General features: G+C 71.5%; 13 protein-coding genes. 9 read left to right on the top strand and 4 right to left on the bottom strand.

The window, feature by feature from the left end; all coding sequences use genetic code 11:
* Positions 1-182: 182 nt before the first annotated feature.
* Positions 183-668, bottom strand: a complete 486-nt coding sequence (locus ACFY6U_RS35175) for a DUF5990 family protein (protein ID WP_390044999.1) — start codon at positions 666-668, stop codon at positions 183-185.
* A gap of 89 nt (positions 669-757) precedes the next feature.
* On the bottom strand, positions 758-2,095 hold the full coding sequence (locus tag ACFY6U_RS35170) for a jacalin-like lectin (protein ID WP_390044757.1): 1,338 nt from the start codon (positions 2,093-2,095) through the stop codon (positions 758-760).
* Positions 2,096-2,590: 495 nt separating this feature from the next.
* Here ACFY6U_RS35170 and ACFY6U_RS35165 point away from each other — a divergent pair, with 495 nt between their 5' ends.
* Positions 2,591-3,271: a lamin tail domain-containing protein gene (locus tag ACFY6U_RS35165; protein ID WP_390044755.1), complete on the top strand. Its 681-nt coding sequence runs from the start codon at positions 2,591-2,593 to the stop codon at positions 3,269-3,271.
* Positions 3,272-3,342: 71 nt separating this feature from the next.
* Here ACFY6U_RS35165 and ACFY6U_RS35160 read toward each other — a convergent pair whose 3' ends face one another.
* Entirely contained in the window at positions 3,343-4,299 is a 957-nt protein-coding gene (locus ACFY6U_RS35160; protein ID WP_390044753.1) for a ScbA/BarX family gamma-butyrolactone biosynthesis protein, read from the bottom strand.
* Between the two features lie 393 nt (positions 4,300-4,692).
* Here ACFY6U_RS35160 and ACFY6U_RS35155 point away from each other — a divergent pair, with 393 nt between their 5' ends.
* The 5 genes from ACFY6U_RS35155 to ACFY6U_RS35135 all read left to right on the top strand — a co-directional run bounded on the left by ACFY6U_RS35155 (position 4,693) and on the right by ACFY6U_RS35135 (position 8,241).
* Positions 4,693-5,424 (top strand): HAD family phosphatase, encoded by a 732-nt coding sequence (locus tag ACFY6U_RS35155; RefSeq protein ID WP_390044751.1) that lies wholly within the window; start codon positions 4,693-4,695, stop codon positions 5,422-5,424.
* A gap of 25 nt (positions 5,425-5,449) precedes the next feature.
* Positions 5,450-5,632, top strand: coding sequence for a hypothetical protein (locus ACFY6U_RS35150; RefSeq protein ID WP_390044749.1), 183 nt, complete (start codon positions 5,450-5,452; stop codon positions 5,630-5,632).
* Positions 5,633-5,797: 165 nt separating this feature from the next.
* Positions 5,798-6,463, top strand: coding sequence for a ScbR family autoregulator-binding transcription factor (locus tag ACFY6U_RS35145; protein WP_351497159.1), 666 nt, complete (start codon positions 5,798-5,800; stop codon positions 6,461-6,463).
* A gap of 213 nt (positions 6,464-6,676) precedes the next feature.
* A complete protein-coding gene (locus ACFY6U_RS35140) occupies positions 6,677-7,357 on the top strand; it encodes a ScbR family autoregulator-binding transcription factor (protein ID WP_390044747.1) in 681 nt (226 codons plus the stop codon).
* A 59-nt stretch (positions 7,358-7,416) separates the two neighbouring features.
* The gene (locus ACFY6U_RS35135) at positions 7,417-8,241 is read left to right on the top strand and encodes a BTAD domain-containing putative transcriptional regulator (RefSeq protein WP_390044745.1); all 825 of its coding nucleotides are present in this window, start codon (positions 7,417-7,419) and stop codon (positions 8,239-8,241) included.
* A gap of 30 nt (positions 8,242-8,271) precedes the next feature.
* Here ACFY6U_RS35135 and ACFY6U_RS35130 read toward each other — a convergent pair whose 3' ends face one another.
* Positions 8,272-9,543 carry an FAD-dependent oxidoreductase gene (locus ACFY6U_RS35130; protein ID WP_390044743.1) on the bottom strand — a complete coding sequence of 424 codons (1,272 nt, stop codon included), beginning with the start codon at positions 9,541-9,543 and terminating at the stop codon, positions 8,272-8,274.
* 686 nt (positions 9,544-10,229) lie between these two features.
* Between ACFY6U_RS35130 and ACFY6U_RS35125 the strand changes: the two genes are divergently transcribed.
* The 3 genes from ACFY6U_RS35125 to ACFY6U_RS35115 all read left to right on the top strand — a co-directional run bounded on the left by ACFY6U_RS35125 (position 10,230) and on the right by ACFY6U_RS35115 (position 12,231).
* On the top strand, positions 10,230-10,754 hold the full coding sequence (locus ACFY6U_RS35125; protein WP_390044741.1) for an EamA family transporter: 525 nt from the start codon (positions 10,230-10,232) through the stop codon (positions 10,752-10,754).
* Complete coding sequence (locus ACFY6U_RS35120; protein ID WP_390044739.1) at positions 10,637-11,083, top strand: EamA family transporter; 447 nt, start codon at positions 10,637-10,639, stop codon at positions 11,081-11,083. The genes ACFY6U_RS35125 and ACFY6U_RS35120 overlap by 118 nt, the downstream gene beginning before the upstream one ends.
* Before the next feature lie 290 nt (positions 11,084-11,373).
* Positions 11,374-12,231, top strand: coding sequence for a BTAD domain-containing putative transcriptional regulator (locus ACFY6U_RS35115; RefSeq protein WP_390044997.1), 858 nt, complete (start codon positions 11,374-11,376; stop codon positions 12,229-12,231).
* Positions 12,232-12,403 lie beyond the last annotated feature (172 nt).

The raw sequence follows: 12,403 nt of genomic DNA, 5'->3' as shown, positions 1-12,403 counted from the left end.
CCGGTGTTTGTGTGAAGCGGTTTCTCCGAAATGGTACAAAGCTCAACCAAAACCATCGATGGTCAATGCACGGACCATGGGCCGAGCGGCCTGCGCCCTCGGCCTGTTCGGCGGGTTGAACGGGTAGCGCTTGCCGGGACGCTGCACAGCCGGGCCTCCTTCGGAGGGCCCGCCCTCGCCGACTACCGCGAGGCACCCGGCCGAGGACCGCTCCCGGCGCTCCAGGCGACGGCCGGCGGTACGACCCGTGCGCACAGCGGCATGCCCCGGGCGTCGGTCAGCCCGAGGCGTCCGACCAGCAGCCCGTCCCGGGCCGCCGCCTCGGCCACCGGGCCGGGGACGGCGCCGAGCATCAGCTTGGCCCTGCGGAACATCGTGAAGGCGCCCCCGGCGTCCGCGGCCACCCAGGAAAGGTAGACGAACCGGCCGCCGGGACCGCCCTGGACGTACGGTCCGGTGAAGTCGACGCCGGTGGCCGAGACCGCCGTCGTGCAGGGCAGGTTCCAGGTCGCGGAGGCGGCGTCGCCGGGCTGCGGGTCGAGTAGCTCGGCTGGGCGGTTGCGGCGCTGTACGGCGACATGGATGCCGCCGTAGCGGGAGAAACCGCTGTCTCCGGGCGCCGGGGAGGAGCGGCCGGGCAGGTCGGTGACGTCGATGCGGAGGTCCATGGCGGCCATGCGGCCATCATCGCCGATGTGCCCCTCGCCCCGGCCGGGCGGCGGACGCGATGAGCGGTCCGCCGGCCGGCCGGGCGTGGTCAGCGCTTCGTGTAGATGAAGCCGACCTTGTCCAGCTCGTCACCGGAGCGGCCGTGGAAGCCGGCGATCTGCCAGCCCGACGGCGCGGTGCGGGTCGCGCAGTCCGAGGTCGTCGCACCACCGGCGAGGGTGCGGCCCAGGTTGGTGGTGAACTTCGCGTAGAAGATGCGGGTGGTGTTGTTGTACTTGCCCTCGCACAGGTACGCCGTCGTCACGTACTCGCTGCTGCCCAGCGTCAGCGAGGACGCAGTCCCGCCGGTGCCGCCGTGGGTCAGCGTCGTGCCGTCGGCGAGGGTGACGCCGACCTGGTCGACACGGGAGCCCGAGCGCAGCGAGATGCTGGTGGCGCGGGCGCCCGCGGCCACCTTGTCGATGTCCTGGTAGTAGTCGCCGTGCGGACCGCCGAACTGGTCGCTCAGCTGGAAGTCGGCGTTCTGCGACCAGGAGAAGCCGACCGTGATCGGGTCGTGGTCGGAGAGCATCAGGCCGTCGCTCGTCAGGAACTTGGCGTGCTCGTTGTTGTACGAGGTCGCGTTCAGGTTCACCAGCTTGCTGCTGCGGTACAGGACCTTGTCGACGACCTCGCAGGTGTTGGGGACGGTCGCCGCGGTGTCGTCGCAGACCAGCGCGTCGCTGCCCTTGGCCGGCGCGCTGCCGCCGCGGACCAGCTGCACCCAGGCGTCGGTGAGCCCGTTGTTCGAGGCGAATTCCGCGATCGTGTCGGCGGAGCGCGTGTACCGGGTGTTGGTGTCACCCATCACCACGACGGCGTTGCCCGCCGAGTGGGTGCTGATGAAGTCGGTCAGCTGGCTGAGGTTGTCCGCCCGGGAGGCCTCGTCGCCGTCGTTCGTGCCCGCGTTGGTGTGCAGGTTGTAGAAGTCGACGTAGACGCCCTCGGCGAGCCGCTCGCGCATGAAGGTGAAGCCCTTCGGCGTGAGGCAGTCGCCCGAGTCGAGCTGGCAGGAGTTCCAGCCGACGCGCTCGAAGTCGTCGCCGTCCCAGGCGTAGTTCGAGACGGTGTTGAGCCCGCTGCCGATGCCCGCGCCGCCGCTGGTGGCGGTGCGGTAGGGGTGCGTGTCGGTGGCGTACAGGTACGCGTGGTAGTTGAAGTCCTCCTGGACGTTGACGATGTCGTACGGCGCGATGCGCTTGCCGATCTCCGTGGTGCTGGTGTCGCGCGGGGTGGGGGCGCTCGACAGGCCTTCCGGAAGTCCGGCGACGTTGTACGTGAGCACGCTGAACGTGCCCGAGCCGGCCGCCGCGGCCGGGGTGGCCGTCGCCGTGAGCCCGCCGAGAGCGGCGACCGCGGCCGCCAGACAGGCAACGAGTCTGCGCATGGGGGTGTCTCCTACGGGGAGGGTGTGCGCTGAGGGTTGTGGGCATGCCAATGAGGCACGCCAAAACGTAGCGGCAAACGCTTTCTCCCGAACCCCCCTTGTTACTAACCAGTTTGGAAATTCCTCATGACGCGCGGAAGATCCGCTTCTGCCGTGGAGCCGATCGGGCGCTGGCTGTTACTCACTTTCGGGTGAGCGGGGCGCTGTTCGTCCAGGGGGCCGGTGGCGGCCGAGGCCGTTGCCTGCGGGGCGGAAGGGAGTTAAAGGGTGTCAAATCCATCCATTCAACTAATAAATGGACGTTACATCCGAGAGTCATAGGAAAGCGAAGGATCCGTAATAGGCGCCGTGTGCCGCCCGGTCTGCGCCCGGCGGGGGCGCAGGGTGTGGCTGCGCGGCCGACCGGTCGCCACCTCGCCCCACACACCCCTCGCGGCCTGCGGCTTCGCGCCGCACGCGGCTGGAGTGTGCTCGAACCCCGTGAAGGGGGAACACGTGTCCGTTTCCGTTTCCGCGACCGCCCGCCGTCTCGGTTCCGCCGCAGCCGTGGCGGCTGCCCTGGTGGGCGTCACGGCCCTGCCGGCCGCGGCGACCGCCGCCCGACCCGCGGTGCCGCACCGCGACGCGGTCGTCATCAGTGCCGTACAGCACGACCTGCAGGGCCGCGCGGTCTTCTCCGGCCGTGCCCTGAACCGGGAGTGGGTGGACGTCACCAACACCTCGCGCCGGGAGGTGAACCTCAGCGGCTGGTCGCTGTCGGACGCCGAGGGCCACAGCTACAGCTTCCGCCACTACCGCCTGGCGGGCGGCGCCACGGTCCGCGTCCACACCGGGGAGGGCCGGGACACCAGGACGGACCTGTACCAGGACCGCCGCTCCTCCGTGTGGAACCGCGACGCCGACACCGCCACCCTGCGCAACGACCGCGGGCGCTACGTCGACTCCGCCTCCTGGGGCCTGCACCACCGCCGCGACGCGGACGAGCGGCACGCCTTTGCCCACCGTCCCGGTGACGAGCGGCACGCCTTCGCTCACCGTCCCGGTGACGAGCGGCACGCCTTTGCCCACCGTCCCGGTGACGAGCGGCACGGCTTCGCTCACCGTCCCGGCGACGAGCGGCACGCCGTCGCCCAACCGGCCGTGGAGGACCCGCACGCCTTCAGCCACCGTCGCTGACCCGTGAGACATCCGCCGCCGGCCCCGTCGAGGGGCCCGGCGGCGGATGTGTGTGACTGCGGCGCCCCTTGTCAGGCCTGGACGACCGGCCCGCTCACCGTGGACGTGAAGACGACCTCGCCGTCCTGTACGCCGACCACGTCGACGGTCGCCGTGCCGTCGCCCCTGGACGTCACCTCCGTGACGTCGATCCAGCAGGGGCTGTCGAGTTCGACGTAGCGGTTGAACGACGTGGACGTGCTCGCCGGGATCAGCGCGCGGGGCGCCAGCCGGGCGCAGGCGGCCTGCCGGGCGCCCTCCATCAGGACCATGCCGGGCAGGTGGTCGCCGTCGTGGTCGAACAGGATCGGGTGGTCCAGGTCCGGGGTGAGCAGCCAGCGGTCCGGCGTGTCCGTGGCCGTCAGTACCACGTCGGCGGGGGAGGTGCGGCCGACGGCCGCCGGTGACATCGGGTCGGCCGCGACGGCCGGGTCGGCCGTAGCGGCCTGATTCTCCGGCCGGTTGGCACGCAGTCGGGCGTAGACCGGCGGTGTGACGACGGAGTACCGACCCTCCCCGCGGGCCACGGGGACGCCGTCCCGGCGCAGGGTGAACCCGATGCCCATCCGGCGCGCGGACGCCCGGCCGTGCGGTGCGGAGTCCGGGCAGGCCACGTCGAGCTGGAAGTCGGTGGGGCGGGAGGCGATCCGCAGCCGCTCCAGATCGGTGTGGCAACTGAGCGACCACAGCACGAAGTGATGGCCGAGCGGTACGCCGTGCTCCGCGTGCGTCACGAACATGCCGGCCTGCCGAAAGGTCTCCGCGGCCTGGAGCGGGTCATGACTCGAACCGTCGGCGCTGTTGAAGAACGTGTGGGCGCGGGGCCACTGCCCGGTGAGGGAGAACCGCCTCCCGTCGGCCTGGGCGGTACAGCCGGTGAGGAACACCTCGGCGAGGGACGCCCGGTGGACGTACTCCTTGGGGACCGTGGTGGTCAGCCGAGGCAGTACGGGCAGACCGACTCCGATCTCGCTGGCGGACAGACTCATCGATGACCCCCCGTCGGAAAGCTCTTCGTTGGCTTGAAGCTCTGTTCGACGCCTATAAGATACGGACCTACCGGTTTTCTCGGGTCGGCCACTAGGTAAAGGATTCGCCAAGCGTGGTTCGACTCGATCCATGCATGACTCCGCTCAGTGGTGGTTTGGCCAAGTATTTTTGCGCTCAACCACGCCGAAGGCACGGCGAAAAGCGGACTAACTGGCGGATGTCGACGGCTTGTTGTCGTGGGATGCGGGGTCCCTGTCGCCCCCTGAAAACCCGGTCGACGGTTTCTTTCGGCCAAGATCCCGGGAGTTGGCCCGCCCCTCGCGGTACCCGAGCCCCACCTCGCCTCCACAGGCCCTGCATGATGGTCGAACGGCCTGCGAGAGGGAGACCCGATGGAATCATTGCGCACCCTGCGCCTCGCCGCCGTCAACATAGACGGCGTCCTGCTCAACGACAGCTTCAGCCCCGTCCTGCACCGGCTCGTCCTCAAGTACGGCGGCACGTACACCCGGGAGCTGGAGCAGCGGCTCTTCTCGCAGTCCCGGCTCGCGGCCGCGAAGGTGCTGATCGAGGAGACCGGCGCCGGAGTGAGCGAGCAGGAGGCCATCGCCGACTACTTCGCGGAGCGCGAGCGGTACGTGCGCGACCACCCCGTCCACACCCTCGACGGCGCCGAGGAACTCCTGCACCGCCTGCGCGCCCTGGGCCTGGACGTCATCTGCTACGGCGGTCTCGACGACACCCACTTCCGCCGTCATCTCGGCGCCTGGGAGCACCTGTTCACCGCCCCCCACTACATCTGCACCAACGACTTCCGCCCGGGCATCCGGGAGATCGTCCGGGACCGCTTCGGCCTCGACTACCACCAGACGGTCTTCATCGACGACGTCGCCCGCTTCGCCGGCCACGCCAAGGAGCTGGACGTGCCCTTCGTCGGCCACCCCAGCACCTTCGAACACGGCTTCCAGCGCGAGCTGATGCGCGAACTGGGCGTCCGGCACCTGGTCGGCGGCCTCGCCGAGATCGACGAGGAACGCCTGCGCACCCTCGACCGCGAGGCCGGGCTCGGCGCCGTCTGGCAGGACGCCGGCTCCCTCTCCGGCGCACGTGAGGTGACCGGATGACCGCGGGGGAGGGCGCCGCTCGGAGATGACCGACGACTGGTTCGCCAGGTCCCCGAGATCGAGGGTGCGCGCCCACCGCTCCGCCCCGCAGGCCCGTGCCGCCGATCCGGAGGAGGCCGCGGAGCCCGCCGCCCGGCGGTGCGGTGACAAGGCGAGCTTCGTCGCGAGTGTCACACTTACCGTGGACGGCGGGCGCACCGCCTGGTGAACTGCCCGGCACGTCGCCCGAGCCGACGCTCCGGCCCCGGCGCGGGACCGGGACCGGACGGCGACGGGACCGGCCGGGAACGGGCCCTGCGCGGCCGAAATGCCGACCCCCGATTGGGGTAAGGTACGTCACGTCCGGTTTTGTTTTGACCGAGGAGGGGTCCCCATGGCGCGTCAGGAGCGTGCGATTCGGACCCGGCGCGCTGTTGTCGAGGCCGCCGCCGCGGTCTTCGCCGAGCGTGGGTACACGGCGGCGACGATCGCCGAGATCCTCGAGCGGGCCGGAGTCACCAAGGGCGCCCTGTACTTCCACTTCGACTCCAAGGAAGCCCTCGCACGGGGTGTGATCAACGCCCAGATCAGCGACGACTACTGGGTGCCGCGCGAGCTGAAGCTCCAGGAGTGGGTGGACATCGGCATGACGCTGGCCCACCGGATCCCCAAGGAGGTCATCCTCCTCGCCGGCATACGGCTCTCCGCCGACCTCCAGGGGCGCTCCCTGTTCGGCAGTGCCTGGCCCGCCTGGACCGAGCTGGTGACGGACAAGCTCGTGGAGGCCAAGGAACGCGGGGAGGTGCTGCCGCACGTCACGCCGCGCGAGACCGCGGAGTGCTTCCTCGGGGCCTGGATCGGGACCCAGTTCATGTCCGAGGTGGTCTCCGACTGGACCGACCTCAACGACCGGATCTCCGTCCTCTACAACCACGTACTGCCGGCCATAGCCACCCCCGCGGCCCTGATCCGGCTGGACACCGCGCCGGACCGGGGCGCCCGGGTCGTCGAGGAAGTCGAGCGCCACCGGCAGGAATCGCCCGTGCCCACCGAGGCCTGACCAGCCTTGAACCAAACCGCCTGCCTGGTTTGTCACGTGCCGGGCCGATGCCTCCGGGGCGCGCGAGTACAGCCGTAGTCGCCCGGCCGGGCCTCGAACGCCGACAACCAACCAATCGTGCTGTTTACTGAGGTTCTCGAAGCGCAATGTTGCAGGCCCAGGGGGAATCGGACCGTCCAATTCCGGATTCGCCCGGAACAACAGGGGGACGCGATGGTCAAGCAGCTCCGGGCGGCCCGAACCCGGCAGGCCCTCGTTCTGGCCGCCGCCGAGATCTTCGCCACCGACGGGTACGCGCTGTCCTCGCTGCCCGCGATCAGTCGGCGGGCCGGGGTGAGCGCCGGAGCGCTGCACTTCCACTTTCCCAGCAAGGAAGCTCTCGCGGGCGAGGTGGAGAGCGCGGCCCGGCGGGCCGTCGAGCAACTGGTCGCCGACCGGCGGCCGTCGACCGCCTCCGCACTGGATCTGCTGGTCACGGTGGTGCGGGAGGTCCTGGCCGCGGTCGCCGCCGACGTCGTCGTCCGTGCCGGATTCAAGCTGAGTGTCGATCCCTCCCGTAAGAACGGCATGGGGTTCGGCTGTTGGTGGCGTGCCTGGGTGTGCGAAGAGCTGCTGCGGGCGCAGCGCGCCGGGCAGCTGGCCGAAGGGGTGTCACCGGACCGGGTGGCCGCGGTGATAGTCGCCGCGACCCTCGGCTTCGAGGTGCTCGGCTCGGAGGACCGCGACCGGATCCCAGCCCGGCACGTCGAACAGTTCTGGTCCCTGGTGCTGCCCCAACTCGCCGCGCACGGAGACCAGTTCGCGAGTGTTGCGCTCCCCGGCTCCCCGGCCCCGGGCCAAGAGCATGCCGACCGGCCGGAGTTCGGTTTGACAAACCGCCCGCGCCGTTTTTGACTCGGGGGCCCGGGAACCGCCCCGCACCACCCACGGTGGCGGACGAGCAGGGGGACGGCATGGACATCGGCATACTCGGCGTTCTCGACGTGCGGGAGAGCGGCGTCTCCGTCGTCCCGACCGCATCCAAGCCGCGCCAGGTGCTCGCCGTGCTCGCGCTCCACGCCGACCAGGCGGTCACCGTCGGCACACTGACCGAGGAGCTCTGGGGACGACGGCCCCCGCGCAGTGCCCGCCCCATCCTGCAGACGTACATCATGCACCTGCGCGACCTCATCGCCCCGGCGCTGCAAGGAGCCCCCGACGGGGCGGGCAAGCGCACCGCCAAACAGGTCCTGCGCACCGTACCCGGCGGCTATCTGCTCGACAGCGGCGAAGGCACCAGCGACGTAAGGGAGTTCGAGCGGATCGCCGGAACCGGATACCGGACGAGGGAGGCAGGTGACCAGCGCGAGGCGGCCCGGCTGCTGCGCGCCGCGCTCGGCCTGTGGCGGGGGCCGGCCCTGGCCGACATCACCGCGGGGGAGTACCTGCGCACCCGGATCCGGGCGCTGGAGGAGAGCCGGCTGTGCGCGCTGGACCAGCGCATCGAGGCCGACCTGCGGCTCGGCCGGCACCGTGAGCTGATCCCCGAACTCACCGTACTGGCCGACCGGCACCCCACCCACGAGAGCCTGTGCGGCCAGCTCATGCTCGCCCTGCACCGCTCGGGCCGCCGGAGCGACGCCCTGGACGCCTACCGGCGACTGCGCACCACTCTGGTGCGCGACCAGGGCCTGGAACCCTCGGCCGCGCTGGGCCGGATACGGCAGTCGGTGCTGTCGGCCCCCACCGGCGACACCCCGGCACCCGGCGCGGCGGACCCGCTCGCCAGGATGTGCTGACGGGCCCGCCGGGATCGGCCGTCGGGTTCCTCAGCCGGCCGCGACGTGCCGGGAGATGCGGACGGCGGCGAACTCCGTGCCCGCCACGAACCGCATCATCGGCCCGAACATCGGCGCCGCGAGCGAACCGGTGAAGTACAGGCCGGGTACCGACGACTCGAACGTCCCCCGCAGCGCGGGCGCCTTCGAACCCGGCACGTACGCCAGGGCGCGCCGCACCGTGGGCGACAGGAACGGCAGTGCGTCCAGGTCCAGCCGGTAACCGGTGGCCGCCAGCACGTGGTCGACCGTGAGGGACTCGCGCTCGCCCCCGGGGCCCGCGACGTCCAGACACACCTCCGGCCCGTGGACCACGGCACCCGTGACCCGGCGCGAGGTGTGCACCGGTACGACACCTACCACCCGGTCCCGCAGCCACCAGCCGCCCGAAGGGCCGAGCGCCCGCCGGAACAGCAGCAGCCGGGCTGCCGCGGGCAGCCACCGCACGCCACCGGGTGACGCGCAGACACCCGCCAGGATCCAGCCCGTGCCGAGGGGCGAGGCCGGTTTGGCCACCCGCTGCGTCCAGGGCCGGGCCAGGTCGGGCGTCATGCCCCACAGCACCGTCCGCTCACGGACCAGGACCTGCGTCTCGGCACCGGCCTCGTGCAGCAGCGCGGCGCTCTCCAGCGCGGACTGACCCCCGCCGATGACGGCCACCCGCCGTCCCGCGTACACGGACAGATCCGTGTGGTGGCTGGTGTGCGACACACGGGCCCGTGGGCCCGGCCCCTCGGGCGCGAGGTGCCGCAACTCGTCCGGGACATGGGCGAGACCGTTCAGTCCGGTCGCCACCACGACGGCCGAGGCCGCCATCTCCGTCCCGTCGTCCAGCCGGACGACGAAGCCGGGTCCGGCCGCCGCCCGATCGACGGCCGTCACCCGGGTCGGCTCGACCCCACCGACGTACCGCTTCTGGAACCACTGTCCGTACCGGACGAAGACGTCGCACGGGATCGGTGTCAGCTCGGTCAGTTCCGGCTCGCCGTGCTCGCGCCGGAAGTCCGCCAGGCGGCCGCCTGGCTCCGGCGCCGACAGGTCGGTCGCGGCCGGCGTCGATTTCAGGTACATCCCGGTGGCCATGGCGTGCCGCCAACTGCCCATCACGTCACCGAAGACGCGCACCGGCACCTCCGCCGCCCGCAAGTGGGCGGCCACCGACAGCCCGTAGGGTCCCGCGCCGATCACGACAACGGGTGGCCGCCCGTTCCCGGCGCCGGCCTGCTCCTGGGCAGGGCGCTGCCCCGGAAGCGACTGCGTCATGCATTCCTCCGCTGGTCTTCTCGCCGCCTTCCCCTGGGCGACGCGACACTGCGGGATGGCACGTCCGGCGTGAAACGGACGTGCTCGTCCCCCCTCCGCGGGTGAGTCTGTCCCACGGGCAGGCGCTGGGAAACGATATCGACGCACGTTGTCCAAAACTTGGTCGAACTATACGACAAGTGACGTTGGGCATGTCATCGACGTGCGAGGGACGGATGCCGACGATCACGGAAGCGACAGGATCGATCTTCACGCCGGCCGGTGCCGAGGACGGCGAGCCGCCGCGCCGACCGCGGCGGACCCCCGGTTCGCCCCCTGACCGGAGACCGCGGCCACCAGGCCCCGGCGGCCGCCCCCGTACGATCAGCCCGTGAACACCTACTGGCACGTCGTTCTGCCGCCGCTCTGCGCCTGACGGACGCACACACCGACGGATCGAACCCAAGCTTCCGGCCCTGCCTTCGAGGCGGCCCGGTGCCTGTGTCGTGCGCCCGTATCGAAACCAGTCCGCAGACGGTATTCGACGACGGAAGTTCACGACTGTGCCGAACGACGCCTCATCCCACTCTTCCTACTCTTCCCGCTCATCCCGCTCTTCCGGCGCGCCGGACGGCGCCGCCGCCGCGCGCCCGCGTCCCCGCCGCACCGGCCCGCTTGCCGGACCGCTCCCGATCCTCACCGCCGCCGTGCTGTGGGGCACCACCGGGACCGCGAGTTCCCTCGCCCCCTCCGGAGTACCGGCCGCCGCCATCGGCGCCGCCGGCCTGGCCCTCGGCGGCCTGCTGCTGTTCCTGACCGCACCCGGCAGTCGCTCCCTGGCCGGGGTCTGCAACGGCGGCGAACGCCGGCTGCTCGCCGTGGGCAGCCTCGCGGTGGCCGGCTACCCGCTCACCTTCTATCCCGCCGTCGCGCGTACCGGGGTGGCCGTGGCCACCGTGATCGCGCTCGGCGGCGCCCCCGTCCTCGCCGGTCTCCTCGCCTGGTTCACCCGCCGGTCCCGGCCCTCGGCCCGCTGGGCCGCCGCGACCGCGGCGGCCGTCCTCGGCTGCACGGTGCTCGTCCTCGGCCCCGGACTCGCCGGTGACGGCGCCCCGTGGACGCCCTCGGTGTGCTGCTGGCGGGGCTCGCGGGCCTGTCGTACGCGGTGTACGCCCTGGTCGGCGGGCAGCTCATCGCCCGCGGGCACGCCGCCGGCGCCGTACTGGGCGTGATGTTCGCGGGAGCGGCACTGCTCGTGCTGCCGGTGGCGCTGTGGGGCGGCGCCGGCGGCCTGCTGACGGTGCGGGGAACGGCGGTCGTCCTGTATCTGGGGGCGGTCACCACCTTCCTCTGCTACCGCCTGTTCGGGCACGGCCTCGGTCACACCACCCCTCAGGTCGCGACGACCCTGACGCTGGCCGAGCCGGCCGTGGCCGCGGTCCTGGGAGTCGCGGTCCTGGGCGAGCGCCTGCCGGGCGTCTCCTGGTGCGGACTGGCGGTTCTGGCCCTCGGTATCGTGCTGCTCGCCGTCCCCGGCGGCACCGGCGGGCGAGACACCTGACCCGAGCGGGCAATTAACCGACCGGATGGTCTCTTTTTGGCTGTCCCCGAGGGCGAGATCGCGCCGGATTCCTTCGCCGATCCGAGGGATCGCCACGGTGGCAAGCCACCTGTATGTCGCCGAAATAGCCGCTCTGCACTGCTATTTCGGCGACCGGCCGGAGGGAAGCGCACTCCTGCGGCCGGTCTCCTCCGGTTCGCCGGAAACAGTCCGGCCGAACGCGTGTTGACAGACCGTTCATGCTGTTTTCTACTGGCGGGGTGTCAGATCAGAAGGTCAGGGAGACGCGTGTGGACATCGGGCTGCTGGGTGCACTGAACGTGAGGGAGAACGGGACCTCCATCGCCCCGACCGCGCCGAAGCCCCGTCAGCTGCTGGCCCTGCTGGCACTGCGCGCCGACCAGGTGGTGCCGGTCCGGACCCTGATCGAGGAACTCTGGGCGGGCACTCCGCCGCGCAGCGCCCGCACCACCCTGCAGACCTATGTGCTCCAGCTCAGGGACCTCATCGCGGCGGCGCTGTGCCGGGGCGCGGATTCCGGGGCCGTGGCCGCCCCGTCCGCGAAGGACGTGCTGATGACCCTGCCGGGCGGCTACCTGCTCGCTGCGGGAGGCGGAAGCAGCGACATCCGGGAGTTCGAGCGGCTGTGCCGACAGGGCTGTCGCGCCATGGACGACGGGAACCTCACAGGCGCCTCGGGTACTCTGCGCCGGGCGCTGGACCTGTGGACCGGGCCGCCCTTCGCCGACGTATCCACCGGGGCCCATCTGGCCGTGGAGGCGCGGCGGCTGGAGGAGAGCCGGCTGTGCGCCCTGGACCAGCGCATCGAGGCCGATCTCCGGCTGGGCCGACACCGCGAACTGCTCGCCGAACTCACCGTCCTGACCAGCCGCTACCGCACCCACGAGAACCTGCACGCCCAGTTCATGCTCGCCCTCTACCGCTCCGGGCGCCGCGGCGAGGCCCTCCTCGTCTACCAGCAGCTGCGCACCTTCCTCGTCAGGGACCTGGGACTGGAACCGTCGGCCCGCCTGCGCCGCCTCCAGCAGTCCATCCTCACGGCCGCCGCCGACAACCCCGGCACCCCGTCACACCACGACGACCTGGCGGCACCGGCGCCGGGCGGGGGACTGGCTCGCGCGCTGTGAACCGGTAGCTCCTGGCCGATCGGTTCGGGAACCCGCTGTGAGCCTCACGCGCTGCCCGGCGCGGTGCACGACGTCAAGGCTGCGGAAACCGTGATGCGGCACCATCCGCACTGGCTTGTCACGCCCGCCCCGGAGGTCGCGCCCGAAGGGTTGATTCCGGCCAGGTCCGAGC

This window comes from Streptomyces sp. NPDC013157, from assembly GCF_042899865.1.
GTDB lineage: Bacteria > Actinomycetota > Actinomycetes > Streptomycetales > Streptomycetaceae > Streptomyces.
The sequence above is the reverse complement of the archived record's forward strand: the minus strand, read 5'-3'. Positions and strand labels throughout refer to the sequence as shown.